The sequence below is a fragment of the Sorangium sp. So ce117 genome (assembly GCF_051524395.1).
Lineage (GTDB): Bacteria > Myxococcota_A > Polyangia > Polyangiales > Polyangiaceae > Sorangium > Sorangium cellulosum_B.
Window position 1 is genome coordinate 316,990 of sequence record NZ_CP150309.1, and the last position, 26,071, is coordinate 343,060.

Consider the following 26,071-nt stretch of genomic DNA (forward strand, 5'->3'; position numbering starts at 1 on the left):
CTGTGCCGCTTCCGCCGCTGCCGCCGCCACCGGACGCGTCGCCTCCGGCCACTCCGCCGCCGCCCCCCTGCTCGGGGCCGCCACTCTGGCCACCGTGGCCAGATGCGGAGCCGCCGCCCGTGCCACCTCCCCCGTGCGCTCCGGGAGGCGTGTAGCTATCCCAGTCCACGCCCAGGATCTGGGCACAGCCAGCAGCGAGCACCGCCGCGAGCCACCCCGCGGTCCACCGTGCTGCGCCACGCGCCTGAGGCATCGACACCAAACTCCGATCTTTGCCCGGCATTTGTCAAGTCACCTTCCGAACCGGGCGGATGACCCAGTTCGGGGTAGTGCGCCTTGAGCCCGCATCGGACAATCGACCCGCCACTCCGGATCGCGCCGATCTCGTTTACCACCCTCGTCAGACATCGTTGATCGTGATGCGCGCGCCCGATGCGACGTCGTTGCGTGTCACCACCGAGCCGTCGGGGAACGTCACGCGGATATCGACCGACGCCGCGGCCCCCATCCCGATGACCAGCGGGAGCTGGCTCTGCTGCCGGTTGCCCCACTGGCCGGCGCCCACGAGGTAGGTCGCCACGCGATCGGCCCCTGTATAGCCGCCCGCGCGGAAGTCGCCGTCGCCGTCGAGGTCCACGTCGACGCGCGCGCCGATCGCGTCGCGATCTTCCCTCACGTTCGCGTCGGTCGCATTGCCGTCGCGATCGGTGAGCACTCGGACGACCGCGTAGCCCGGCGCGCGGCAAGGCATTCCGGTCACGTCGCGGCGGTAGAGCGCCGTTTCTCCGAAGCTCGTGGTGAGCAGGTCGAGGTCGCCGTCGCCGTCGACGTCCGCGAACGAGCCGACCTGCCGCGCGGTGATCCCGAGCGAGGCGCCGGCGGCCGCGAACGTGCCCGCGTCGTTGCGGTAGAGCGTGCCGCCCGCGTACGCGTCGAGGTCGCCGTCCTGATCCCAGTCGGCCCATACGCTCGCGCTCATGAACGATCCGTCTCCGAGCCCGACGCTCTCCGCCATGGCGCCGGAGAACGGCGCGCCCGCGCCGGCATTGTAATAGAGCAGATCGTCCGCGTCCCCGTCGCGCACCGAGAGGAGATCGAGGTCGCCGTCGGCGTCGATATCGATCCAGGTCGCGCCGCCCCAGCGGGAGCTGGCCGCCGGCGTGTCCTCGAGCCCCGCCGATGTCGCGACGTCCGTCCAGCTCGGCGATGTAAAGCGGAAGAAGCGGTTGCCGTCTCCGGTCGAGCCGGTGGCCATGTAGAGGTCGAGATCGCCGTCGGCGTCTGGATCGGCCCACGCCGCGCTGTCGCCCTGGAGGAAGGTGCTGAAGCGCGCCCTGTCATCCGCGAACGGCAGGGCTCCGTCGTTCCGGAACATGCCGGACGTGCCAAACTCCGAGCCGAAGAACAGATCGAGGTCGTTGTCGCGATCGTGATCGATCCACACCGCCGGGCCGGGCGTCGTCATCGTGAGCTCGAGGTTGGCCGAGAGCGCGACGTTCATGAACGTGCCGCTGCCGTCGTTGCGATAGAGCCGGTTCGGGATCGTGCCGTACCGGGTGTCGTTGGCGACGAAGATGTCCATGTCGCCGTCGTTGTCGAAGTCGGCGGCGATCACCGGGTAATGCTCGGAGGTGGTGCCAAGGTCCCTGATGCCGCGCGCGGCGGCCCCCTCCGTGAACACGCCCGCGCCGTTGTTGATGTACAGGCCGCTGCCGCGCAGGAACACGTCGAGGTCGCCGTCGTTCTCGACGTCGAGCCACGCGACGACCGAGCTGCCTGTCGTCGCCGGCAGGCCCGAGGCGGCGGTCACGTCGGCGAAGCGGAGGCCGCAGGTGACCGCGGGCCCATCGGCGCACACCCCCATCGCGCAGCCGCCGCACGCCCCGCTCGGGCACCCCGTGCACGCCGTGCCCTCCGGCGCGCGGTTCGCGACGCACTCGCCTGCGCCGTCGCACGTGTCGGCCGCGTCGCACTCGCCGGCCGCGGCCGCGCACTCGGCCCCCGCTCGCCGCGGCTGGGCGAAGCACTCGCCCTCGATGCACACGCCGCGCATGCAGCCGCCGTCGAGGTGGCTGCAGTCCACCCCGACGCACAGCGGCCCGCCGCCGTCGTTCCCGCCGCCGCCGTCGCTCCTGCCGCCGGTGCCCGCGTCGCCGCCGCCGTCGTTTCTGCCCCCGCCGTCGTTCCCGCCCGCGCCCTGGGGCTCTTCGCCGGAGAACGTCCTCGACTTCGCCGAGCAGCCCACCGCGAGCAACGCCGCCGCGAGGGCGAGGAAAGACCGTTTCACGTTCGACCTCCGATCGTCAGGCCCGCGGTCGCCGCGGGAAAAGCGATCCGGTCGAGACTACAGGCAGCGCAGGACGTTGTCGCGCACGAGCTGCCAGATCCGTCGCGCGGCGGCGCCCGCGTGCTCGCAGCCTGATCCTGGCAGAATGGGCCGCGATCAATCGAACCTAGCGATGGGGCGATGTGGCAGGGATGATGTTGAACGAAGCCCCTTCGCGGCAGCTGTTGTCCGTCACGCCCCACGTCCGACGGGTCCTCGCGGCAGCCTCACTCGACGGGGAGCGCGACATCACGGCAGCGGCAAGCCGAACATCGCCTCGCAGACGGCGACGTGCGCGCCGCAATTACCGGCGGCTCCGTGGTCGCCGTCCTTGAGCGCGAGCCGGTGCGACCCGCCGTACGGCGGCGCCGCGCCCGGGACGTCCACCTCGACGAGCTCGCCGGGCAGGCCGATGAGGTCGAATGCTTTGAGGTGATCCGGGTGCTGCTCATCGCGCTCGCCGGTCAATCCGAACACGCGATCCACGGGCGTCGCCGACGGCTCCGAGAGCCAGGTGGCGCTCACCGGGTTCGTGTCGCGCGGCCCGGCCAGCGACACCACCCGATCGAGCCGGACGACCTTGCCGATGCGGGCGGCCGAGCTCGCGCCGTGCGAGTGGCCGCTGAAGATGATGACCGACCAGCGCGGGCTCCCGTCGTCTTCGAGGAAGTAGCCCCAGTCGCCTCGCGGGTGGACCTCTTTCAAGTGCGCGAGCGCCTTCGCCAGCCGCGCTTCGATGCTGTCGGCCCTTGTCACCTCGATGAGCGCGGTGTGGTCCTGACCGTCGAACGCCTCAAGCCGCGCGTCGCCGAACGTGTCCGGATCATTTTGAACGATGTTGTAGTCGTTCTTGTAGGCGACCGCGAACGCGTGAAAGCCGCGCGCGGCGACGAAGCGGGTGAGGTCGAGCGGGCCAGGAGGCTGGCTGCTCCCCGACAGCGTGACGACGAGCTTGCCCGCGAACCGCGCGACCCGAGTGTCGAGGAGGGCCACCTGCTCCAGGTCGCGGTCGGAGACCTCTGGATCGAGCCCGCTGGGCTTGAACCGGATCTCGCTGAGCTCGGGTGAGCTCGTGTCCACGTGCAGCTCGCGCGGCGCGCCGCCCGCGCCGCCCGCGCCGTTCGCGCCGCCCGCGCCGCCCGCGCCGTTCGCGCCGCCCGCGCCGTTCGCGCCGCCCGCGCCGCCCGCGCCGTTCGCGCCGCCCGCAGAGCCACCGACTCCGGAGGTCGCGGCGGCGCCGCCGGTCCCGGTAGTCGCGGTGCCCGTGGCTGCTCCGCCGCCAGCGCCCGGGGGGCCGCCGTCGCTCGACGAGCCCCCGCACGCCACGCACCCGAGCGTCCACCAGGCGCAACCGATCCACGCCGTGATCCGCATGCTCGAAACGTTACCAGATCACCTCCGGCGCCTCGCGGTGGACGAGCCGGATCTCCCGACTTTCTCGGTCATGCAGCGCGGCGCGGGCGCGCACGGCGGGGCTTCACCGGCCTCGCCGTGGCGTGAGCGCCGATCCGTGGCGGCGGCTCCGTGACGGGGCCTCTCCGCGCCAGCGCCGCCACGCGCGCGTGAAGGAGGCCTGTTCGGCGAACCCCACACGGGCGGCGATCTCGCCGAGCGTCAGCGCCCCTTCGTCCAGCAGTTGCTCCGCGCGATCGCGGCGCACCTCGTCCAGCACCTCCACGAACGAGGTGCGGCTCAGCGAGAGCTTGCGCTGCAGCGAGCGCACGCTGAGCCCCAGCGCCGAGGCCACGTCGCCGAGGGGCGGCGTGTCGGGCAGGCGCCGCAGCGCAAGGGCGCGCACGGCCACGAGCAGCGCGTCGCTGGTGCGCTGCTCGGCCCCCACCGTGGCCTCGAGGGTCGCCAGCAGCCGCGGGTCAGCGCTGCGCAGCGGCGTCGTCCAGTCGCCCGACGAGAAGCGCAGCGCGGTGCGCCGCGCGCCGAACCGCAAACGGGCCACGCCGAGCAGCTCGACCCACCGCGCGCGCGGCTCGGGGCTGGGTTCGGCCAGCTCGAGCGACGGCATCTCGAGCGGCCGGCTCGCCAGCGCCCGCATCCGCGCCAGCACGATGCCGAGCACCAGCAGGTCGCTCTCGAGCTCCCCCGGGAAGGGCGGCTGGTTGACGATGACCACGCGCCGCACGCCGCTCCGCAGCCGCTCGAGGAGCAACTGGACGCCGGGCGCGACGAGCGGGAAGAGCCGCTGGGCCACCGTGAGCGCCGCCCCCACCGTCGCCGAAGACGCCGCGAGGTAGTCCACCACGCCCATCGTACCCAGCGGCATCGTCAGCCCCACCTCGAGCGGGAGGGTCCGCCGGCCCGTGCGCGCGATCGCCCGGGCCCACAACGTCGCGAGCGCCAGGTCGTCGTGGATGGGGCCAATCTTCAGCCGCGGAACATCGACCCCGAAGCGACCCAGCGCCTCGGAGATGGCCTGTGCTGTGGCGGCGACGACGGGCACGCCGCGAGGTTACCACGTGGCGCACGAAGACAAGTGACTGGCGTACGTGGACAAACGCCCGAATGCATAGTGGGCGCATGACTGCTGCGCAGATACTGGCCAGGGCGTTTCACGAAGATCCCTTCATCTCCTGGGCGGAGCCCGACCCCGCTCGGCGACAGCAAACGATGACCACGGTGTTCGGAGCGATGCTGGCGCACGCGGACCGGCACGGCGGGCGGCTGTTCGAGCCCGGGGTCGGCTCGGTGGACTGGAAGCCTCCCGCGCACGCGGGCATGGGCCTCGGAGACGTCGTCCGCAGCGGCCTGTGGCAGGTGATGCTCGTCGCCCCGCCGGCGGTGTGGTGGCGGCTGTCGGCGCACGAAGACGCCGCGATGGCCCGCGTTCGCCCCTTTCTCGGGCAAGGCAGCGTCTACCTCGGCACGCTGGGCGTCGAGCCGTCGCTGGCCGGGCGCGGACACGGGGGCCGGCTGCTCCAGCGCACCCTCGCCGCGCTCTCGGAGCGGTGGACGACCTGCGTCCTGCGTACCGAGCAGCCGCGCAACGCCGCGTTCTACCGCAAGCACGGCTTCACGCTGGTGGACGAGAGCGTGGTGCCGGTGAGCGGGCTCCCGGTGCTCGTCTTCTCACGCCCGCTCGAGAAAACGAGGTGACGCCTGCAGGAGCTGGCGTCTTCCGGCTCCAGCACCGACGCCGAGCAGCAGCGCCGGCGCTGCCACGGCCTCCGAGGCGAGAGGGGGCTTGCGTCCCGCCCGGACGCGCTGCGTCCGCGGGAGACGCGAGCCTGTTCGTTCCACCTGGACCCGCCCCCGTTCTCCTGCTCTTCTGCTCCCCACCGTGACCGCGTCCCGTGACGAGAGCTTCATCTCCCTCGTCCCCCGCCTGGTGTCGGCCACGTACTTCGACGAGGCTGCCACGGCGGTCCTCCACGCCATGTTCACCTGCGTCGAGGAGGCGCTCGCCGGCAGCCAGTTCGCCAGCCGCGCCCGGATCCTGCGTGGCGTCGTCCACCTCCGTCCCGAGGACAGCTACCAGCGCCTCTTCGGCATCGACCGCCCGAGCGGCGCGCGCATCGAAGGCACCGGCTATCTCACCTCCGGCAGCGTCTGGAGCTGGATCGAGAAGCACCGCTGTTCCGTTTCGATCGACGTCCAGCGCGCTTCGCTCCGCTCGTGGATGCCGGACGGGGCCGTCGCGCTCCGCCACGCGCCGGAGGCGGCCGGTATGCCCGGCGACGCGACGCGCGAGCGGATGCTCGGTCGCGACGCGACCCACGTCCATGTCGTCCCGCTGCGCGCGCCGGGCGGCAGCGTCGACGGCATGATCGCGATCGAGGTGAGCTGCAGGGAGGCCGCCGGACTCGAGCTCCCCTGGGCGGAGTGCCACGAGGAGCTGGCGATCCTCGCCAGCATCGCCGGGGCCTTCATCGCCGCCCGCGCGCTGCCCGTTCGCTCGGACGAGCCGGCGAGCCCGGACGAGTTCTTGCCGGTCGTCGGTCAGAGCACCGCGCACCTCGTCGAGCTGCTCCGCGCCTTCGCCCCGCGGGACGACACCATCCTGATCACCGGCCCGACCGGCGCCGGGAAATCCAGGCTGGCGCGCTGGTGCCACGAGCACTCGCAGCGCCGGGGCCAGCCCTTCGAATCGCTGGATCTCCTCGGCGTGCCCGAGGACCTGCAGATGGCCGAGCTGTTCGGCTGGAAGCGGGGCGCCTTCACCGGCGCGGTCAAGGACAACCCGGGCGCGGTCGCCCGCGCCGCGAAGGGCACGCTGTTCCTCGACGAGATCGACAAGCTCTCGCTCAAGGCCCAGGCGGGCCTCCTGCGCTTCATCGAGGAGCGCGCTTACCGGATGCTGGGCGATGACGGGGCGGGGGAGCGCCGCGCCGACGCGCGCCTCCTCGTCGGCACCAACGCCGATCTGCGCGCCGCCGTGCGCGCCGGCCGCTTCCGCGAGGACCTGTACTACCGCATCAACGTGCTGCCGGTGCGGCTGCTCCCGCTCGCCGAGCGGCTCGACGAGCTCCCGCGCTGGGCCGACTACATGCTGAACCGGCGCCATCAGGAGGCCGACGGCAAGGGGGCGGCGCGCTTCGAGCCCGACGCCATGAAGCTCCTCGTGTCCGCGCCCTGGCCGGGCAACCTGCGGCAGCTCGACAACATCGTCCGGCGCGCTTACGCGCTCCAGCTCGCGGGGCAGAGCGGCCTCGGCGGCGATCTGGTGATCCAGCGGCGCCACGTCGAGCGCGCGCTCACCTTCGACGGCGACGCCGAGCCGAGCGCGCTGACCAGGCTGCTCTGGCGGGCGGCGCTCAGCTTCGTGAACGAGGCCGAGCGGCGCCGGGGCGGCGGCGCCCCGCTCCCGCTCGAGCTGACCGACGCATTCCGGGGCATGGTCCTCGGCGCGGCGGTGCAGCGGACGGGCAACCGTGACGACGCCTTCACGCTGCTCGGCCAGGAGATGCTGCTCAAGAACCGCAACCATCATCGGACGCTGCGGCGCGAGCTCTCGCGGGTGCGCGAGGTCCTGGACCTGCTGGGAGGTGAGGTCGACCCGGAGCTCCTGGCGGTGCTCGACGCCGACAAGGAGCCCTGAGGGCGCGGTGCCAGCGCTCTCCGAGCGCCTCCAGCGACCACGAGATCGAGCATGCAGTGCTATGCCGCAGACGGTGCCGCGCTCGCGCCAGGCGCCACGTTCGACGGGCGTTACGAGATCCTCGCCAAGCTCGGCGAGGGAGGCTTCGGCGTGGTGCACAAGGCCCGCCAGCTCACCACCGGGCAGCCGATCGCCCTGAAGATCCTGCGCCTCGCCGAGCAGGGAGGCGCCGCGCAGGCCGACCGGCGGACCGCGCGCTTCCTGCGCGAGACGCGGCTCTGCGCCCAGCTCCACCACCCCAACATCGTCCAGCTCGTCGACGCGGGGCAGGCAGGAGACGGGACCCTCTACGCCGCGTTCGCCTTCGCGCCCGGCGACGACCTCGCCGCCCTGCTCGAGCGAGAGGGCGCGCTCGCGCCGTCCGAGGCGCGGCACCTGATGCTCCAGGCGCTCGACGCCCTCGCCTGCGCCCACGCGGCGGGCGTCGTCCACCGCGACCTCAAGCCCAGCAACATCATGGTCATCCCCACGGGCGCCCGCCGCAATGCGCTGGTGCTCGACTTCGGGATCGGCGCCACGCTGGAGGACGGGCGATCCACGCGCCTGACCGGCAGCCACGACGCGCTGGGCACGCCCGGCTACGGCGCGCCGGAGCAGTGGCGCGGCGCCGAGGCCTCGCCGCGCGCGGATCTGTTCTCGTGGGGCCTCGTCTTCCTCGAGTGCCTCACGGGCAAGCCGGCGTACGGCGGCACGGAGGCCGAGATCTTCTACCGGCTGCTCGGCCCCGATCCCGTCCCGATCCCCGCCGCGCTCGAGCACCACCCCCTGGGCGACCTGCTCGCCCGTGCTCTCCGCAAGGACGAAGGCGCGCGCGACGTCACCGCCCGCGGGCTCTTCGAGGCGCTCGAGGCCTGCAACCTGCGCGGACTCTCGCGCGAGGCGATGCTCGCCGCCGGCGGCCGCCCGGCCGGCGGGGACACGCGGTCTCTGTCCTCGATCGCGAGGGTCGCCACGTCGCTCGACCGGCGGAGGGAGCCCGCTCCGCCCGCGCTCGACGGCGAGCGCCGGCAGCTGACGGCCCTCTGCTGTCACGTGAGGGCGCGCGCGGCCGTCGCGCAGGCCCTCGACGCCGTCGACGTCGAGCGGCTGGACGAACCCCTGCGCGCGGCGCTCGCCCGCTGCGCCGACCTCGGGCGCCGCCACGGCGGGTACGTGGCCGCGGCGTTCGGCGACGATCTGCTCGTCTACTTCGGCTACCCCAGCGCGGCGGAGGACGACGCCAGGCGCGCTGCCCGCGCGGCGCTGGCGATGGCAGGCGCTGAGGACGCCGAGGACCCGCGCAGCGCCGCGCCGGGCGCGCGGATCGACGTGAGCGTCGGCCTCCACACCGGCCTCGTCGTCGACGGGAACCTGGGGGACCTCGACGGCGCGTGCCTCGTCACCGGCGCCACCCCGCGGCTCGCCGCGCGGCTCGCCGCGCTGGCGCCGCCGGGATCCGTGGCGGTCAGCGCCGCGTCGCAAGCGTTGCTGCGCGCCTCGTTCGACCTCGAGAGCGAAGGGGGCCGCGCCATCGAGGGGATCGCGGCGCCGGTGGAGACCTACCGCCTCGGGCAGGAGCACGGCGCCGCGGCGAGCTGGCCGACCCCCGACGGCTCGAAGGCGCCGCTCTCCGGCCGAGATCAGGAGACCGGGCTCCTCGTGGAGCGGTGGCGCCGCGCGTGCGAGGGGGCGGGCCAGTCGATCCTCATCACGGGCGAGCCTGGCATCGGCAAGAGCCGGCTGGCGCGCGCGCTGCGCGATCGGCTGGCGCGCGAGGCCCACACCTTTCTCGAGGCGCGGTGCTCGCCCGACACGCAAACCAGCCCCCTCCGTCCGGTGGTCGATCTGCTCGAGCGCACGCTCGGGCTCGATCAGGAGCCCGACGCGGGCGGCAAGATCGCGCGGATCGAGGGCGAGCTCGCCGGCCACGGCTTCACGCTGGCCGAGGCCATGCCGCTCTTCGTGCCGCTCTTCTCCCTGCCCCTCGGCGAACCGTACGCCCCGCTCGACGTCTCGCCGCAGCGGCACAAGGCGCTGACGCTCCAGGCCGTGGCGTCGCTGCTCCTCGCGATCGCCGACGAGCGGCCCGTCCTCCTGGTGGCCGAAGACTTGCACTGGGCCGACCCCACCACGATGGAGTTCCTCGCCCAGCTCGTTCGCGAGGCGCCCGCGGTCCCCCTGTGCGTCATCATGACGGCTCGCCCGGAGTTCTCACCGTCGTTCTCGACGGCCGACATGCTGCTGCTCCCTCTGAGTCGCCTGGAGCGCCCGCACATGGAGGAGATGCTCACCGGGCTCTCGGGCCACAAGGCGCTGCCTCCCGCCGTGATAGAGCAGGTCGCAGACCGCGCGGACGGGGTGCCGCTCTTCGCCGAGGAGCTGCTCCGGATGATGATCGATGCGCGGCTCCTGGTGGAGCGGGAGGATCGCTACGAGCTGACCCGGCCGCTCTCTGGCGCGGCGATCCCGGGGACGCTGCGGGCGCTGCTCACGGCGCGGCTGGATCGTCTTTCGCGCGCCAAGCAGACGGCCCAGCTCGCGGCGGCGATGGGCCGGGAGTTCAGCGTCAAGGTGCTCTCGGCCGCGAGCCCGCTCGGCCCGGCGGCGGTGGCAGAGGATCTGGAGCGCCTGATGAGCGCGGGGATCGCGCTGCGCAGGCGGCGCGGCAAGGAGGTGGTGGGGAGCTTCAAGCACGCGCTGGTGCGGGACGCGGCGTACGAGTCGCTGTCCACCGGCGCGCGGCAGCGGAGCCACGCGCGCATCGCGAAGACGCTGGAGGAGGGGTTTCCGGAGGTGGTCCGAACGCGGCCGGATCTGCTCGCGCACCATCACGCGGCGGCGGAGCAGATGCGGGAGGCCATCGGGTACGCCCGGACGGCGGCACATCAGGCGCTCGGGCGCTCGGCCTACGCCGAGGCCAGCGCGCACGCCTCCCACGTCGTCGATTGGATCGGGGCGCTGCCGACCGGCGAACGGGTGGACGCCGAGCTCGGCGCCAACAGCATCCGGTTGCAGGCGCTGATGTCGATGCAGGGCTGGGCTTCCCCCGACGTGCGTGCGCTGGCCGAGAAGTCCCGGGCGCTGCTCCCCGCGAGCAAGACGACCGAGCACACCGTCTCCACCCTCTTCGCCCTGTACATGCACTACCACGTGGCGAGCGAGCGCGCGGCGTGCCGGCGGGTGGCCGACGAGCTCGTGGCGTTCGCCAACCGGATCGAGGACCCGTCGCTCCAGTGCGTGGCCGCGACAGCCAAAGGCGTCGGCTTCCACGCCGAGGGGCGGTTCTTGGACGCCGAGGCGTGGTTCGACGAGGCGATCCATCTGTACGACCCGGCGCGCGACGGGCAGCAGGGCTCGGTGTTCGGCATGGACTGCCGCGTCTGGGCCACGGGACAGCTCGCGTGGGTGCAATGGGGTATGGGGCGGACGACGCGGGCGTTCCAGCTCGCGAACGACGCGATCGCCTGGGCGCGGGAGATCAAGCACGTCCCGTCCCTCGGGATCGCGTTGCTCTACCTCGGCCAGATCCAGCACATGAACGAGGACAAGCCCGCGGTGCACAAGACGACGGGCGAGCTGCTCGCGACCTCCCAGGCATACGGGCTGCCTGCCTTCGAGGGCTACGGTGCGGCCCTCGCGTCGTGGGCCGCGGGGGATCTGCAGGGGGTCGAGGTGATCATCCGGACCCTCGAGTCCCTCCACTGCAACTTGGCGCTCACCTACTACGGGTCTTTTCTGGCAGACATCGAGGCAGACGCCGGCCGTCTGCACCAGGCGATCGCCCGCGTGGAGACCTGCCTTTCGATGTGCACCGAGCTCGGCGAGCACTTCTTCGAGGTGGAGCTCCTGCGGCGCCGCGCGCGCTACGAGATGCGCCTGCCGAAGCCCGATCGGGGCGCCATCCGGGAGATGCTCGCCCGGGCTCGGCTGCTGGCCGGCGAGCGAGGCATGTACCGCTTCGAGGCAGCGGCGATCGAGGAGCACCGGCGTGTCTTCGGGGACGACACCGCGCTCGTGGACCGATTGACGCAGATCCATGACTCGTTTCCTGATCTGAAGTTACTTTCACCGAGGAGTGATCCATGACGACCAAGCCCTCTGAAGCATGGGAGACCGGCGGAACAGGCAGCGCCGCCCCCTTTCCCCGCCTGCGCACCGCCTACCTGCGAGCCATCGCTCGTGCCTGGCGCGATCGGGACTTCCTGAAGCAGCTGGTCAGTGCGTCCAAGAAGGATCCTTATGGCGTCCTCCCCCTCCTCGAGAAGGAATATGGCTTCAAGTTCCCTTTCAGCGTGAAATTCGCCATCTCCGACGAGCCCAGGCCGCAGTGGCGGCCGAATGAGATGCTCGGCTGGCTCGCCGACGGTGACGAGATCGATATCACCTTGCCGGGCCCTCCGACGGACGGCACGCCGCCCGCGGACGCCCTTGCTCTCTATTGCCAATGGTTCCCGTCGATGCTTGGTCCGCCGACGGACGGGACGAGCCAGCCGCCCGATGATTTCGGCGAGTTCGGAGTGATCACGTCCCGCCTCCTCGCGATGACGTGGTACGATGAGAAATTCAAAGAGCAGCTCTTCGCCTCGAAGGATGCTCGGCGCCTCGTGCAAGCATCGATGGGCATGATCGTTCACTGGAACTTCAAGCTGAAATTCTCCTCCCTCCATTGGGAAAAGTTCTGGCACAACATCCCTTATCAGGGTCAAGGTGACGGCCAATCTACGAGCCGGATCCCCGCTCGGGTGACGATCACCGTCAACATCCCTCAGGCTCCTCCGGACGATGCCATCTGGCCGATCGCCCTCGCCGCGTACAACGACACGGGTCCCCAGTACCCCTTCACCTGCGCTTGACGCTGCGATCGCTGGCTGGACCGGGAGCGAAGGAGGCGCTCGCGTGATCCCGTGCCGCCGGACGGATCGCAGCGCGTCCTCCGCACCGCATGGAGCTCCGGAGCTCTGCTCGTAGGAAGAGGGAAGCGTGCGCGACGGGATTGCCATCATCGACATCGACCGCCACGTCATGGAGCCCATGGGGCTCTGGCCGGAGTACCTGCCGGCGAGGTACCGCGACGTCGCGCCGGACGTCCGCCCCCTCTCGCAGCAGGACGAGCCCCTCCGGGCTCGGCTGGACCGGCTGGGAGACCATGCCCTCTTGCCGACCCCGCCGGTGGTCACGGTCGCAGGAAAGCCCATCTGTCGCGGGATGACCGAGGTGGGCTACATCGAGGTCGGGATCCATGCGGAGGAGCACCGCCGCGAGCTGATCGCCGCGGAGACGGCGGCCGGCCAGCTCGCAACGATGGACGAGGCGGGGGTCGACGTCGCCGTGCTGCACCCGACCTACACGGGGTTCCTGGTGTACGACGAGGAGATCGACGCGGATCGCTCCCGCGCCTACGCGGGAGCCTACAATCGCTGGCTCGCGGACCAGTGCCGGCGAGACCCGACCCGGCTCAAGGGGGCCGCGCTCATCTCGCGCCACGATCCCGCGCAGATGGTCGCGGATCTCGAGGCCGGCCTCGCGGACGGCCTCAGCGCCGCCGTGGTCCGGCCGAACCCGGTCCGCGGGAGGACCCTCGGCGCGCCGGAGCTGGAGCCCTTCTTCGCGGCCTGCGAGGCGAACGACATCCCGCTGCTGCTGCACGAGGGGACGCACACGCGCGTGCAGACGGCCGGCGCTTCGCGCTTCCGAACGCACTTCGCCCAGCATGCCTGCTCCCACCCGCTCGAGGCGATGATGGCGTTCCTCGCCCTGCTCGAAGGAGGCGTCCTCGAGCGCCATCCGGGCCTTCGCGTCGGCTTCCTCGAGTCGGGCTGCGGGTGGCTGCCCTACTGGCTCTGGCGCCTCGACGAGATCGAGTATACGCAGCTGAGCAACGAGGTCAGCGGTCGCGTGAACCAGCGCCCCTCAAGCTACTTCCGCCGCCAGTGCTGGATCGCGTTCGAGCCGGGCGAGGCGATGCTCGCGCACTGCGTCGGCGTCATCGGCGAGGATCGCGTCGTCTTCGGCACCGACTTCCCCCACGTCGACCACGATCCCGCGATCGTCGCCAGGCTGTTCGACGGGGGCGGGCCGCTCGCCGAGGACGTGCTCCGGGCAGCCTTGTGGGACAACCCTGCGCGGCTCATGGGGCTGCCGGAAGCAGCGCGCCCGCGCGGCGCGTGAACGGGCGCGACACCGACCCGCGCACACTTCATCGCGAACGACGGTCAAGCAAAGAGGGGCTCATGAGCACGAACCAATTGATGGAGTTTCGCTCGACGTACCTGCGCGCGATCGCGGAGGCATGGGCCGATCCGAACGGTTTTGGCAAGGAGTTGACCGGGGGCAACCCCGCTTCCGCGCTCAAGGATCGATTTGGCTATATCTGGCCATGGCCAGGGACGTGCGAGCTTCAGATCACACGAGCCGACGAGGACTTCAGGTGGATCCACGATGAGTGGGTCTGGCCCAGCGACCTGCTCGACTGCTTGACGCTGCGCCTGCCGCTCGCGCCCAAGTGTTCCGCAGCTCGTCCAGGGGACGATGATCTGAGGGAAGACCTCCGTCCGGAGGACTACGCGAGGGCGCTCGGGGATTATTACAAGCAGCGCCCGTCGCTGTTCAGCGATCAATCGAGCCGGGAGCACGATCAGCACGGGGTTCATGCGCGCTCTCAGGACAGAGGGGGCGGGTTCAACGTCCGGGCGGACCACGGGGTGCAGCACGTCGGTCGCCGCGAACGAGGGCGGGAGCTCGCGGGGTGCTGTCATGAGGGCGAAGAGGCGGGTCAAGAGCGCGTCGGCCTCCACAGCGGCCCTCCTGCGGGGGGCTTCGTTCCCGACGACAGCTTGTTCGCCGAGTTCAACGTCGTGCTGCTCGCGGCGATGGCCAAAGCCTGGAGCGACCAGGAATTTAGACGAGCGCTCACGATCGACCTTGCCTCAGCGCTGCGAACCATCCGAGGTTACAGGCTACCTTGGACGATGAGCCTGCGCGTCGAGGAGGACGGCGCGGCCCGGTGGCATCCGCCGGGATCTCCGCTCGACAAGGACCATCAGTCGTACTGGGATTCGCTCCAGCCTCATACGCTCAAGCTCTATCTGCCCACGAAGCCGAGCAACGTCGACTCCGAGCCCATCGCACTCGCCGTATACAACGCGACGGGAGCGGCGTACCCGTTCACTTGCTGCTGCTGATCGGGGGGCGAGACCAGGACCGACGATGGATCCTCTGGAGCCGGGCCAGGCGCTGAGAGCCGCCCGAGGAGCTGCGCATGAGAGATGGCTTCCGGATCCTGGATGTGGATCGTCACGTCTCCGAGCCCGTCGCGTTGTGGGCGGAGTACCTGCCGCCAGCGATGCGGGCGTATGCTCCTCGGCTCGCGCCCTTCGGGCCGCCCGAGTCGCTGGCCAGGCGGATGAACCGCCTGGGCGAGCACGCGCTCCTGCCCACGCCCCCCATCCTCTGCGTGAACGGCGAGCCGATCCTGCGTATCTCCGAGGCGGCCTACATCGAGCTCGGGCTCGCCGCCGAGCGCCGCCGCGAGCTCCTCGCCGCCTCGGAGAGGCCTGACGGGCACCTCGCCGAGATGGACGCTACCGGCGTCGATATCGCCGTCCTGCTTCCGACATACGCGTCCTATCTCGTCCACGACGACGGCATCGATGCCGAGCGCTCGCGCGCCTACGCCCGCGCCTACAATCGATGGCTGAGCGACTTCTGCGCGAGCGCGCCGGACAGGCTCCTCGGCCCTGCGCTGCTCTCGCGCCACGATCCGGAGGCCATGGCGGGCGATCTGGAGCAGGCGGCGCGCGACGGTGCGCGCGCCGTGGTGCTCCGGCCGAACCCGGTGCAGGGCCGCACGCTGAGCGCGCCCGCCCACGCGCGGTTCTGGGCGGCGTGCGCGCACCACGGTGTCACCGTGCTCCTCCACGAGGGCACACACGCGCGCGTCGCCACGGCGGGGGCCGATCGCTTCGAGACGCGGTTCGGCCAGCACGCGTGCTCTCACCCGATGGAGGCGATGATGGCGCTGCTCTCGCTGATCGAGGGCGGCGTGCTCGAGGCCCACCCGACGCTGCGGGTGGGCCTGCTCGAGGCGGGGTGCGGCTTTCTGCCTTACTGGCTCTGGCGGCTCGACCACGTCGAATACGCGCAGATGCGCGGCGAGGTGCGCGGCCGGGTGCGTCGGCCGCCCTCCGAGTACTTCCAGCGGCAGTGCTGGATCGCGCTCGAGCCCGGCGAGGCGATGCTCGACCGGGTGGTGAGGGAGATCGGCGCGACGCGGATGATGTTCGGGACCGATTTCCCCCATCTCGACCACGGGCCCGGGATGGTCGACGAGGTGATGGCGCTGCGGGGCGCGCTCGGGGATGATGCGCTGCGGGCGATCCTCTGGGAGAGCCCTTGCGGCCTCATGGGGATGTAGTGGAACGCCCGCGTGCGACGCCACTCCGCCAGGATTCTGACGGGTCTTGGGAGCGAGGCGATCCCCGGCCATCCAGCGGTCGCTCTCCTCGAGCGCGCCACTTGCACTTGCTCATCGGCGGGTGAAACCAGGAACGACGATGGATCCTCTGGAGCTGAGCCAGGTGCTGGCGTTCAAGCCCACCCTGCGCGTCGAGCGCATGGATGCGGGCGTGGTCTTCCTGATCGGCGAGCGCGAGCGCTTCGTCGTCTCCGGCGCCTGCGCCGCCGAGGTGGCCGCGCTCGTCGACGGCCGGCGCACGGTGGACGAGATCCTGCGCGCCGCGCGCGATCGGTTCTCCGAGCCTGAGACCCTGTATGCCCTGAGCCGGCTCGCGGCGCGTGGCTACCTGGTCCCCGCAACGCCGGAGCTGCCCTCCGAGCACGCGGCGTTCTGGCGCGGGGTAGGTCTCGACGGCAAGGCGGCCGCCGAGGCCCTGAGCCGGACTCCGGTGTCGGTCCTGGCCGTCGGCGAAGCCGCTCCCGCCGGGTGGATGACCGAGGCGCTCGAACAGGCAGGCGTGCGGATCGACGGCGAGGCGGCGGTGCAGGTGGTCGTGGCCGACGACTACTTGCAGCCCGAGCTGGCCTCGATCAACCGCCGCGCGCTGCGCGGAGGAGCGCGCTGGTTCCTGATCAAGCCTGCCGGCGTCCAGCCGCTCATCGGGCCCGTCTTCGCGCCCGGCGCCGGCCCCTGCTGGGGCTGCCTGGCGTTCTGGATCCGCCAGAACCGCCCGGTCGAGGAGCTCGTTCGCCGCCGCCGGGGGCACGAGGGCCACGTCTCTCCCCCCAGGGCGGCCACCGAGGCGAGCGTACGGACCGCTTGCGGGCTCGGCGCCTCGGCCATCGCCCGCGCGCTCGCCAGGGAGGACACCAGCGCTCCCCAGGCGCTCGGTTCCCGGGTGCTCGCCCTTGACCTGGCCACGTTCGAGATCACCGCGCATGCGGTCGTCCGGAGGCCGCAGTGCCCGGCGTGCGGCGATCCGGCGCGGATGGCGGCCGTCGGCGAGCGCCCGGTCGAATTGCAGCCGGTGGAGAAGGCGCATTACGAGGACGGTGGATATCGCCGGCAGACCCCGCGGCGGACCTACGAGCGCTATCAGCACCTCGTCAGCCCGATCACCGGAGCCGTGACATACCTCGTGCCGATGCCGGGGCGGGACACCGAGCTCCGCGCCGTGTACGCGTCCGGCTACCTGGCCTGCCCTCGGGAGGACGTCCCGCGCACCAACGTCTTCGACAAGGCCTGCGCCGGCAAGGGGCGCAGCGCGGACCAGGCCAGGGTGAGCGCGCTCTGCGAGGCGCTCGAGCGATACAGCGGCGTCTACCAGGGGGACGAGGCGCGCGTCCGCGCGAGCGAGGCCGAGCTCGGCCCGGCGGCGCTCTCGCTCGGCGATCTGCTGAACTTCAGCGAGGCGCAGTACCGCGAGCGCGCTCACCTCAACGCGCGGGCAGCGGATCGTCGCCAGTGGATACCCGAGCCGCTCGATGCCGGCACCAGGATTGACTGGACCCCGGCGTGGTCGCTGAGCAAACGCGAGCGGCGCTACGTCCCGCTGGCCTACTGCTACGCCGAGGCCCCGCCCGAGAGCGGCACCGCGTTCTGCGGGCCCTGCAGCAACGGCGTGGCGGCCGGCACTTGCCTCGAAGAGGCCGTGCTGCAGGGCCTGCTCGAGCTCGTGGAGCGCGATGCCGCTGCGATGTGGTGGTACAACCGGGTCGCGCGCCCGGCCATCGCGCTCGACAGCTTCCGGGACCCGTACTTCGAAGCCCTCCAGGCGGACTATGATCGCCTCGGCTGGGCCGTCTGGGTGCTCGATCTGACGCACGACCTCGGTATCCCCACCTGCGTTGCGCTCGCCCACGAGGCCCGGGAGGATCGATTCACCATCGGGTTCGGCTGCCACCTCGACCCGCGCCTCGCCGTGCAGCGATCGCTCACCGAGCTGAACCAGCTCTTCGATCCCGGCGGCGCGCGCCGGGCGCCGTGGGACCTCGAGCGGCTGCCTGACCGCGCGCATCTCTTCCCCGGCCCCGATCTCCCCCGGGTCGCGGCCGAGCACCTGCCCCGGATCGGCGGCGCCGACCTGCGTGCCGACATCGAGCAATGCCTGGATCGCCTCGACGGGGCGGGCCTGGAGCTCGTCGCTGTGGACAAGACCCGCCCCGACATTGGCTTGCCTGTGGTCCAGGTGATCGTCCCAGGGCTGCGCCATTTCTGGCCCCGGTTCGGCCCGGGAAGGCTCTACCAGGTGCCCTGCGCGCTGGGGTGGCTCGCCGGTCCGCTCGCCGAGGGCGAGCTCAACCCGGTCCCTCTGTTCGTCTAGCTGCCGAGGATCCGCGCAGGCGAGGTGACATGATGGCCCAGCGGGTCGCGCTGGGCGATGAAGCGCTGCGAACGATTCTCCGGGATAGCCGGTGCGGCTCGATGGGCACGGCCCCTGGCGCGTGGTCGAGCGCGTAGGCGTCTGGCGCTGGATGGGGCGCGCGTGGGCGTCGCCCGCGCGGCCGCGACATCAGCATTTCACACGATGACGTTGGGACCGGCCTGAGCGCCGGTTCCTTGTACGTTGTTCTTCGTGACCTGCACGTGATACGACGCCGAATTTGCGGTCAGGTAACCCTGCGCGGTTCCTCCGCCGTTCGACGTCACCCACCATTGCCAGGTGCCTGCGTTGTAGGGGGTGTAGGAATTCGGGGTAGGGGGTACAAGCAGCCCGTTCGGAGGGGTGAGGGTGAGCTGATCCGTCAACGTCTCCTTCCATCGAGTGCGGAAATTGCTGTTGTTGTTGGGTTCCTGCTTGGAGACCTGGAGGACGATCGAGTCCACCGTCAACTGGTACTGTCCGCTGTTGTAGAACTTGAGGGTGACGAGGGACCCTTCCCAGTCGCCCTGCTGATTCATCGAAATTGTCTTGGGGACAGTGGCCTTGATCAGGAGAGCCCCGTCCTCGAAGATCGTGATGTCCTGGCTTCCGATGGAATCTTTATCCGACGCGCCCATGTTCTTCCTCCATGTCGAGGCGTGCTTTGCGAGGAGCGAGGTGCGGCAGCACGCGGGGAGGAGCGTTCAGCACGAACGAGCCTCCCCGATCGCCAAAGCGGCTTTGACGCCGCACCGGCCTGTTTCCGCCTCGAGCAATCGCAGAGGTTCGCAAGCGATGTGCCACCTGGGTCGGCCCTCGGGGTACCCAGGACAGGGGCGATTCCTCCGCGGTATCCGCCCACAGGCGCGTGGTCGTCCGGTGGTCCCGCGGGATCCCTCGGGGGGGATGGCGAGGCGTCGCGTCACCCGATGAAGCGTCGCTTCACCTGGTGACGCAAGGCCGGCATCGCGAGGGGGGCGGCGGGCGCGCCAGATCCGAAGCCGAGCTCAGAGGCAGCGCAGGACGTTGTCGCGCACGAGCTGCCAGATGGGCTTGGGGATGCCGCCCGGCCAGCGCACGTCGCGCTCGACCGGCGCCTCGGCGTCGTGGGGCGGCTCGTCGGGGCCGTGGCTGTAGACGAGCCGCCACAGCCGCTCGCTCACCGAGCCGTTCCGGTCGATCACAAAGCGATGGACGAGCTTCTTCGCGAGCTCCTCGCCCTCGACGTCGAGCAGCAGCACCGGCGGCGCCACCTTGAGCTCGCTCGCGTCGCGCAGCCGTGGCAGCGGGAAGCAGGCCCCCCGGCGGGCGTCTGGTAGCTGGTAGCGCGGCGTCGTTCCGCTCCTGCTTCCACGCGCGAGCGCACCAGCCCGCCCGGCCTCGGGGCCCGCGCGGCGTCACGCAAGGGGCCAGAACCAGGGCTCAAGCGTGAAACGGCGATGGGGCCGCTCTCTCATCCGTCCCGTCGTCCCCTCGGTCCGTCCGCATCCGCAGGATGGACCTTCGACGCTCGGTAGCGCATCCTGTGCGCATGGAAGCCCTCAAGATCCACGTCGTGGTGGACGAGTCTGTCGTCCGCGCTCTGCCTGGCCTCTCGCCGCTCCGTGGGCAGCGCGTCGAGCTCATCGCGCTTGGGGAGGCGCAGCCGCCGTCCCCTGCGGCGCCGGTCGCGGGCGGCTTGCTCGGACAAATCAAGCTCAAGGAGGACTTTGACGCCCCACTCCCTGACGACGTCCGGCGTGCATTCGAGGGAGACGAGCCTTGAAGTGGCTCCTCGACACGCACGTCGCGATCTGGTTCGCCGCCGACCCCAACCGTTTGCGGAGGGAGGTCGTCGATGCGGTCCAGGATCCCGGTGCGCAGATACTGATTTCTGTCGCATCCTGGTGGGAGCTGGCGATCAAGCACGCCATCGGACGGCTCGAAGGCACTCTGCCGCCGGAGCAGCTTCGGACTTGGTGGCTTGGCTATCCGACGGTGCGGGAGCTGGCGATCGAAGCGGCGCACGTCTGGAAGGCGACTTCCTATCCGATGCACCACCGCGATCCGTTCGATCGAATGCTGCTGGCGCAAGCCCAGCTGGAAGATGCGACGCTCATCACTTCGGATGAGTCGTTGCGTGCGTACCAGGTGCCCATCCTGTGGGCGTGCAGGTGATCGAGCAGGCGTTGCTCGCGTCCGATCGCCAGAGGGCTCGCCTCGTTCGGCGCTCGTCCCCCCGCGGACCAGCCGCGGCGGAAGTTGCACCGCACCTTGGTGCTGCCGATGAGATGATGAGCCATCCTCGACCGGGCAGCGTGACCTCACGCTCGAGCGCGGACGCGGTGAACAACGAGACGCCGGGGATGAGCTCGTACGGCATCCCGAGCTTATCCATCCGGCGCATCTGCTCGGTCGTCGACCCGAACAGGACCGGATCTCCCGTGTGTACGCGCGTGACGTCGTGTCTCGCGTTGCGGGCCTCGACGAAGACCGCGATGCTCAGGTCGAGGATCATGCCGGAGGAGTCGATGACCCAGGCGTCGGGCCGCGCGGAGGCCGCGACCGGCTGCGGGACGGGGGAGCCCGTGCACATGACGACAGGGCAGCGGGCGACGAACTCGGCGCCGTGCACGGTGATGAGCCCTCGATCGCCCGGGCATGCGCCGATCATGTAGACGCGCACGGGAGCTCGCTCCTGTTTTCGTGCGCCAGCGATATTCTGCGAGAGACCTCGGGCGCGCGAAGCTGGGGCGATCGCGAAGCGGACGCCAAGGGTCGGAGCAGAGCCTTCGGGGCGGAGCCCGGAGCAAACTGACCCACCGCGTGCGCCGGACGGCTTCCGGCGCCAGAGGGAAGGTCTTGCGCGTGCGGCCGGCGCTTCCAGCGTGGAGCGGGTCGTGAAATCGCCGAAAGAAGTCGCCCTCCAGAGTGCGCGCGGTAGTACCGGGGTGCCGCCGACGCCGCGCGCGTCGGGGCATATCGGGGCGTGCCAAGGCGTGCACGCTGCCCGCTCGACTTGACGCGGCGTCGGTTCCTCCCGATCCTGAGCGAGAGGCCACGGCATGATCCTGCAGCACGACGCGCTCCCGAGGTCCGTTGGGCGGATCCGCGCGACACTTAATCGAGGGGGTTCGGTTTGCGGCACGGGTTTCCTCGTGACGCCGACGCGCGTGCTCACCTGCGCGCATTGTCTGCGAGGGCCTGGGGACGAGAAGGCCGCGCAGGGGAGCATCTCCTTCACCCAGGCGCGAGGCGCGCCGGAGGTTCCGTTCAAGGTCGTCTTCGAACTCTTCGAGCCGGACGTCGGCCTCGACATCGCGGTCCTCGAGCTTCCGCGCGCGGTCGAAGGGACCGTTTGCCTCCCGCTCTCGGGGGAGGAACTCTCCGAGCATCCTGATTGGAGGAGCTTCGGTCACCCGCTGTCCATCGAGCCGGCCCCGCTCTGGCTGGGTGGCAAGGTCGACGGGCCGATCGCCCGGCGCGCCGCGGGCACCGACGGCTGGCTCCTCTCGCTCCACATCGACGGCGATCCGGCTCCGATCGAGGGCATGTCCGGCGCGCCCGTCCTCACCGAGCAAGGGGTCGTCGGCGTGGTCAGCCACCAACTTTACCGGCGCGTCGTGCCCGATGGCGGCGGCAGGCCCTCGATAAGTCCCGCCTTCGCAAAGGCGTTCGCGGTGCCGACCCGGATCCTCCAGGCGATCCCCTCCTTCCTTCGCTCGATCGCCGGCGCGTCCCGTGTCTTCCTTGCCTACCGACGCCATACCCCGGAGACCGCGCTCGTCGTGGAACTCCAGCGCGCCCTCCGGGCTGCGGGGCACGAGCCCTTCGTCGATCTCGACATCAAGGTCGGAGAGGACTGGGCCCGGCGCATCCGGACCATGCTGGAGCAGGCCGACGTGTTCGTCCCCGTCCTCACGTCCGCCTCGATGGAGAGCCCGATGCTGCTGGAAGAGATACGCACCGCGTACGCCCGATGGCGGCAGACCGGGCGACCGCTCCTGCTCCCTGTCCGTGACCCGGCGATCGAGGAACTCCCCTACGAGTTCGACAGATACTTCGACCGGCTCCAGTACGCGGCATGGAGCGACGAGCAGGACACGCCCGGCGCCGTTCACGCTATCGTGGCGGCGATCGGCCACCAGGCCGTCGAGCCCATCGCCGCACGGGCATCGAACGCGCCGCCTTTGCTCCCGAAGCCGGATTTCAAGCGCATCCGGATGAGTGCGACCGCGCTCGATCCGAAAGATCCCTTCTATCTGGAGCGGCCCGGGGACGCCGAGGCGCACGATCGCATCGGCTCGGAGAAATTCGTGCTCACGATCTTGAGCCCGTCCGGCTTTGGCAAGACGAGCCTCGTCCTGCGGCTGCACCAGCGCTGCACGCGTGAGGAGCGCCCGGCGCTGCTGATCGACTTTCGCACGTTCGGACGCTTGCCAAGGGACGAGGGCGAGAACCGCGGGTACGTGACGTTCCTGAACGACTTCGCACGCGTCTTCTGCAAAGGGCTGAAGCTCCCGGTCCCCACGCAGCCGCTCCAGAGCCCGACAGATTTCGAGGAGGTGCTCGTGATGGCTCTCGACGCCATGCCTCGGCTGGTCCTCATTCTGGATGAAGTCGATCGCGTGATCGGGCGCTCCTACGCGGAGGAGTTCTTCTCGTTGCTCCGCTCCTGGATCGACAGCGTGAACCTGAGCTGCAGCTTCGTGCTGTGCATCGCGACCGAGCCGTCCGACCTCATGACCGACCTTGCACGATCGCCGTTCAACATCGACAGGGCGCCGATCGAACTCGACACGTTCGCGCCTGACGACCTCGCGATCGTCACGGAGCGCGCGAACTGCAAATTGGGGGCGGCGGGGGTCGATCTGATCCATCTAGCCACGGGCGGGCATCCCGCCCTCGTGCGGCAGGCGCTGGCCCACGTGCTCGCCCCCACGAAAGACAGGCCTTCCACCCCGCCGGCGCCAGCCGATATACGTGACCGCGTCACCTTCCTGCACGAGCACTGTGGGGCCTCGACTGGGCCCTTCTCCACGAGCCTCAAGGCACTTCTGAAGCGAATCGAGAGCCTCCCGCTGCAGCGCCCGAACGATCCGACGCTCGTCTCCGTGATGCGCAAGATTGTCCGCAACAAGAAGCTCTCCTCGGTGGAAGAGAGAGCCGCCGCCGTGCTCGTGCGGCTCGGGCTCGTGCGGATCGAGGGGCGCCCCAAGCCGCGCTTCGTCCCGTTAAACCTCGCCTACGCGCGGTTCTTCGACTCCCTCCCGTGAGCCCGCAGGACGACATCCGTCGGCCGCCGACGATCCAGCTGGGGGGCACAGTCCCCGATCAAGCGCTCTACATCACCCGACCCGAGGACGAGGAGGTGTATGACCTCCTCGCGGCCGGCAGGTACTGCAACATCCTCACGTCGCGTCAGATGGGGAAATCGAGCCTCGTCCATCGGGTTCAGCAGCGCCTTCACACGGCGGGCATCCGGGCGGTGTCGGTCGACCTGAGCACGCTCGGCGGAAACCAGCTGAAGGACGGGACGGCGTGGTACCGATCTCTTCTCCAGAAGCTGACATTGCTCGTGGGCGCGACCAGGTCCCTTAAGGCGTGGTGGGACGAGCGACCAGTGGAGGAGACCATGGGCGCTCGTTTCCAGGCGTTCGTCGAAGCGTACTTTCTTTCCGATCCGAGGCCGCTCGTCGTGGTCCTCGACGAGGTCGATGTCACGCAAGGCCTCGGCTTCACCGACGACCTCTTCCTCACCATCCGTGCCCTCCACAACGAGCGCGCCTCGCGGCCGGAGCTCGAGAGGCTGACGTTCTGTCTGGTCGGAGTCCTCACCGCGGATGATCTCATTAAGCGCTCGACCAGCACGCCGTACAACGTGGGCAGCACCGTCCGCCTCTCCGACTTCTCGCGCGAGCGCTGCGATCTGACGCCGCTCGAGGTCTACCTGGCTGCACACGGGCTCCTGGGCGCTTCTGTCGTCGACGAGATCCTTGCCTGGACGTCGGGACAGCCGTTCCTCACGAGCTCCCTCTGCGAAAAGGCCGCGCGCGCGCGAAGCGCCGACGTCAAGGCCTTCGCGCTCGCGGAGGTCAACGACCCGACCACGTTCAAGGTCCACTTCAACCGCATCGAGCAGATCGTTCGCGAACGCATCGCCGGATCCTCGCGGGTGCGCGGGCGCTATCTCTCCATGCTCAAGAGTAAGAGCGTGCGAGGCGTGCCCGAGCGCGACGAGGAATCCCTGCTCCTCGCGGGCCTCGTCCACCGGAACATCGACGGCAGCCTCCGCGTTCGCAATCGCATCTACGGGCTGAGGTTCGACGAGCGCTGGGTCCGGGCGATTCTTCCCGCACCGCCCGTGCCGCGTTGGGTCTGGGCGCTGCTCACCGCAGTCGTCGTCGGGGCGGCCGGAACGGGCGGGCTCGTGTGGAAGCTCAACAGGGATCGCGCGGAGCGGGGCGCCGAGGAGATCCGGAACGCAACGGATGATGACATGGCGTCAGCGACCTGGAGCAGCCTCCAGGCCGATGGGCTCGTCGGCGAGGATTCCCTCGTGCGTGCGGCGGCGCGGCTTTACTGGGATCGGCGTGGGCGCGAGCTCGATGAGCTTGCGCACGCGCTGGAGATCGCCGCATGCTCCGAGGAGGCGGCTGTCCTTCGAGCGTTCGCCGCCGCGCGTCACGGACAGGTCCTTGCGCCCTCGGCGCCGGATATCGCTGCCACACTCTGGCTCACAGCGCAGATCAATAAGGGCACCGAGGTGGACCGCTGCAAGGAGCGGCGCACGGCGGCCTGTGATCGGCTGGAGCTCTCGGATGGCGCGCTGACGGCCTCGTGCTCGGGGAGCCTCATCGTCTTTCGCCCCGACCACGCGCCGGTGTTGAACACCGGATCCGGGAACCAGCGTGTGCAGCTCAGGCCTGACGGTAGCTGGTCGATCGGCACCGCGAACGATGCGCTAGTGATCAATCGAGGAGGAGAGGCGATAAGGCTGCCGGTGTGTCCTGCGCAATCCGAGCGTGATGCGCGTCGCTCGTCACACGTGATCACCTTGGAGGTCCAGCCTTCCGGCGATGGTGCGAAACTCGCTTATGTCTGTTCCAATGGGACCTACGGGCGGCAGTCGATCGACCGTCTCGAGGCATGGTTCGAAGGTCTAACAAAAGGAAAAAGGTCACCTCCGGCGGAGGGGGGGTACGGCGTCAGCGTAGCGGCGTGGCTCGATGGCGGGCTGATCACCGCGACGGGCGGACGCAACGGTCAGGTGGCGGTGAACAGCGGCCCGGGGAGCGGCATCCCCTATGTCTCCACGTTGGCAAGCGTCGCGGGGAATCCGCGCCTCGTCGCATTCGGCACGGAGGGCTACGTTGATGGTGGAGGCGTATTCGCCCCTCTCCTCGGGCTACTGGCACTATCGGCCGATCGCCTCGTCATCCAGCAGCGGTGGCCCCTGACTATCTGCTATGCCCCGTTGTGCCTCGTTCGGGCCGTGGCGGGCGCCGACGAGGGGCATGTAGCCGGCCTCTTGGCCGGCGTGGTCGATAGCCAGAGCACGCCTCGCAGCTGGCTGGTGCTCGTGCGGGAAGGCCGGCCCGACGCAATGAGCCTCGGGGACGAGGGCCCGAGCGACCTGGCGGTCGGGGATTGGCAGGCGCAGACCGTGGCCGCGGTCCCGCTCGCCGGGAGGATGCGGCTGTATGCGTGGGAGCGCTCGACCGATGGCTCGTGGGAGGCAGCTCAGCGCCGCTTCGGCCTAACGATCCGTTACGGAGAGAGCGTGCGCATCGAGCGGTTCGAGGAGGCGGGCCTCCAGCGTGTCCGGCGCTTCGAGGACGTGTTTCCAGAGCCATAAGC

General features: G+C 70.4%; 18 protein-coding genes. 12 read left to right on the forward strand and 6 right to left on the reverse strand.

Features of this window, described 5'->3' with window-relative positions; genetic code table 11:
* Positions 1 to 400: 400 nt before the first annotated feature.
* From WMF46_RS01280 to WMF46_RS01290, 3 genes are all read right to left on the reverse strand, one after another.
* Positions 401 to 2,287, reverse strand: coding sequence for an FG-GAP repeat domain-containing protein (locus WMF46_RS01280; RefSeq protein WP_437983920.1), 1,887 nt, complete (start codon positions 2,285 to 2,287; stop codon positions 401 to 403).
* A 288-nt stretch (positions 2,288 to 2,575) separates the two neighbouring features.
* Positions 2,576 to 3,700 carry a BPSS1187 family protein gene (locus WMF46_RS01285; RefSeq protein ID WP_437983921.1) on the reverse strand — a complete coding sequence of 375 codons (1,125 nt, stop codon included), beginning with the start codon at positions 3,698 to 3,700 and terminating at the stop codon, positions 2,576 to 2,578.
* Positions 3,701 to 3,803: 103 nt separating this feature from the next.
* Positions 3,804 to 4,781, reverse strand: a complete 978-nt coding sequence (locus tag WMF46_RS01290) for an AraC family transcriptional regulator ligand-binding domain-containing protein (protein ID WP_437983922.1) — start codon at positions 4,779 to 4,781, stop codon at positions 3,804 to 3,806.
* Between the two features lie 167 nt (positions 4,782 to 4,948).
* Between WMF46_RS01290 and WMF46_RS01295 the strand changes: the two genes are divergently transcribed.
* From WMF46_RS01295 to WMF46_RS01330, 8 genes are all read left to right on the forward strand, one after another.
* Positions 4,949 to 5,434 (forward strand): GNAT family N-acetyltransferase, encoded by a 486-nt coding sequence (locus tag WMF46_RS01295; RefSeq protein WP_437983923.1) that lies wholly within the window; start codon positions 4,949 to 4,951, stop codon positions 5,432 to 5,434.
* 184 nt (positions 5,435 to 5,618) lie between these two features.
* Complete coding sequence (locus tag WMF46_RS01300; protein ID WP_437983924.1) at positions 5,619 to 7,376, forward strand: sigma 54-interacting transcriptional regulator; 1,758 nt, start codon at positions 5,619 to 5,621, stop codon at positions 7,374 to 7,376.
* A 51-nt stretch (positions 7,377 to 7,427) separates the two neighbouring features.
* On the forward strand, positions 7,428 to 11,501 hold the full coding sequence (locus WMF46_RS01305; RefSeq protein ID WP_437983925.1) for a TOMM system kinase/cyclase fusion protein: 4,074 nt from the start codon (positions 7,428 to 7,430) through the stop codon (positions 11,499 to 11,501).
* Positions 11,498 to 12,268, forward strand: a complete 771-nt coding sequence (locus WMF46_RS01310) for a BMA_0021/BMA_0022 family TOMM bacteriocin (RefSeq protein WP_437983926.1) — start codon at positions 11,498 to 11,500, stop codon at positions 12,266 to 12,268. Before WMF46_RS01305 ends, WMF46_RS01310 begins: the two co-directional genes overlap by 4 nt.
* A gap of 127 nt (positions 12,269 to 12,395) precedes the next feature.
* On the forward strand, positions 12,396 to 13,583 hold the full coding sequence (locus WMF46_RS01315; RefSeq protein ID WP_437983927.1) for an amidohydrolase family protein: 1,188 nt from the start codon (positions 12,396 to 12,398) through the stop codon (positions 13,581 to 13,583).
* A 62-nt stretch (positions 13,584 to 13,645) separates the two neighbouring features.
* The gene (locus WMF46_RS01320; protein ID WP_437983928.1) at positions 13,646 to 14,596 is read left to right on the forward strand and encodes a BMA_0021/BMA_0022 family TOMM bacteriocin; all 951 of its coding nucleotides are present in this window, start codon (positions 13,646 to 13,648) and stop codon (positions 14,594 to 14,596) included.
* A gap of 77 nt (positions 14,597 to 14,673) precedes the next feature.
* Positions 14,674 to 15,828 (forward strand): amidohydrolase family protein, encoded by a 1,155-nt coding sequence (locus tag WMF46_RS01325; RefSeq protein ID WP_437983929.1) that lies wholly within the window; start codon positions 14,674 to 14,676, stop codon positions 15,826 to 15,828.
* 139 nt (positions 15,829 to 15,967) lie between these two features.
* The gene (locus tag WMF46_RS01330) at positions 15,968 to 18,193 is read left to right on the forward strand and encodes a TOMM precursor leader peptide-binding protein (RefSeq protein ID WP_437983930.1); all 2,226 of its coding nucleotides are present in this window, start codon (positions 15,968 to 15,970) and stop codon (positions 18,191 to 18,193) included.
* Positions 18,194 to 18,390: 197 nt separating this feature from the next.
* Here the strand turns inward: WMF46_RS01330 and WMF46_RS01335 are convergent, their stop codons facing one another.
* Positions 18,391 to 18,870, reverse strand: a complete 480-nt coding sequence (locus tag WMF46_RS01335) for a hypothetical protein (protein ID WP_437983931.1) — start codon at positions 18,868 to 18,870, stop codon at positions 18,391 to 18,393.
* A gap of 369 nt (positions 18,871 to 19,239) precedes the next feature.
* On the reverse strand, positions 19,240 to 19,473 hold the full coding sequence (locus tag WMF46_RS01340; protein ID WP_437983932.1) for a hypothetical protein: 234 nt from the start codon (positions 19,471 to 19,473) through the stop codon (positions 19,240 to 19,242).
* A 290-nt stretch (positions 19,474 to 19,763) separates the two neighbouring features.
* On the opposite strand from WMF46_RS01340, the gene WMF46_RS01345 reads away from it, so the two are divergent.
* Entirely contained in the window at positions 19,764 to 19,997 is a 234-nt protein-coding gene (locus WMF46_RS01345; RefSeq protein ID WP_437983933.1) for a hypothetical protein, read from the forward strand.
* Positions 19,994 to 20,389 (forward strand): type II toxin-antitoxin system VapC family toxin, encoded by a 396-nt coding sequence (locus WMF46_RS01350; protein ID WP_437983934.1) that lies wholly within the window; start codon positions 19,994 to 19,996, stop codon positions 20,387 to 20,389. The genes WMF46_RS01345 and WMF46_RS01350 overlap by 4 nt, the downstream gene beginning before the upstream one ends.
* Here the strand turns inward: WMF46_RS01350 and WMF46_RS01355 are convergent.
* Complete coding sequence (locus tag WMF46_RS01355) at positions 20,331 to 21,278, reverse strand: SAM-dependent methyltransferase (protein ID WP_437983935.1); 948 nt, start codon at positions 21,276 to 21,278, stop codon at positions 20,331 to 20,333. The two genes, WMF46_RS01350 and WMF46_RS01355, sit on opposite strands and share 59 nt — an antisense overlap.
* Here WMF46_RS01355 and WMF46_RS01360 point away from each other — a divergent pair.
* Together WMF46_RS01360 and WMF46_RS01365 are read left to right on the forward strand one after the other, a co-directional pair.
* Positions 21,277 to 23,487, forward strand: a complete 2,211-nt coding sequence (locus WMF46_RS01360; RefSeq protein ID WP_437983936.1) for an AAA-like domain-containing protein — start codon at positions 21,277 to 21,279, stop codon at positions 23,485 to 23,487. The two genes, WMF46_RS01355 and WMF46_RS01360, sit on opposite strands and share 2 nt — an antisense overlap.
* Positions 23,484 to 26,069: an AAA-like domain-containing protein gene (locus WMF46_RS01365; RefSeq protein WP_437983937.1), complete on the forward strand. Its 2,586-nt coding sequence runs from the start codon at positions 23,484 to 23,486 to the stop codon at positions 26,067 to 26,069. Before WMF46_RS01360 ends, WMF46_RS01365 begins: the two co-directional genes overlap by 4 nt.
* Positions 26,070 to 26,071: the final 2 nt, after the last annotated feature.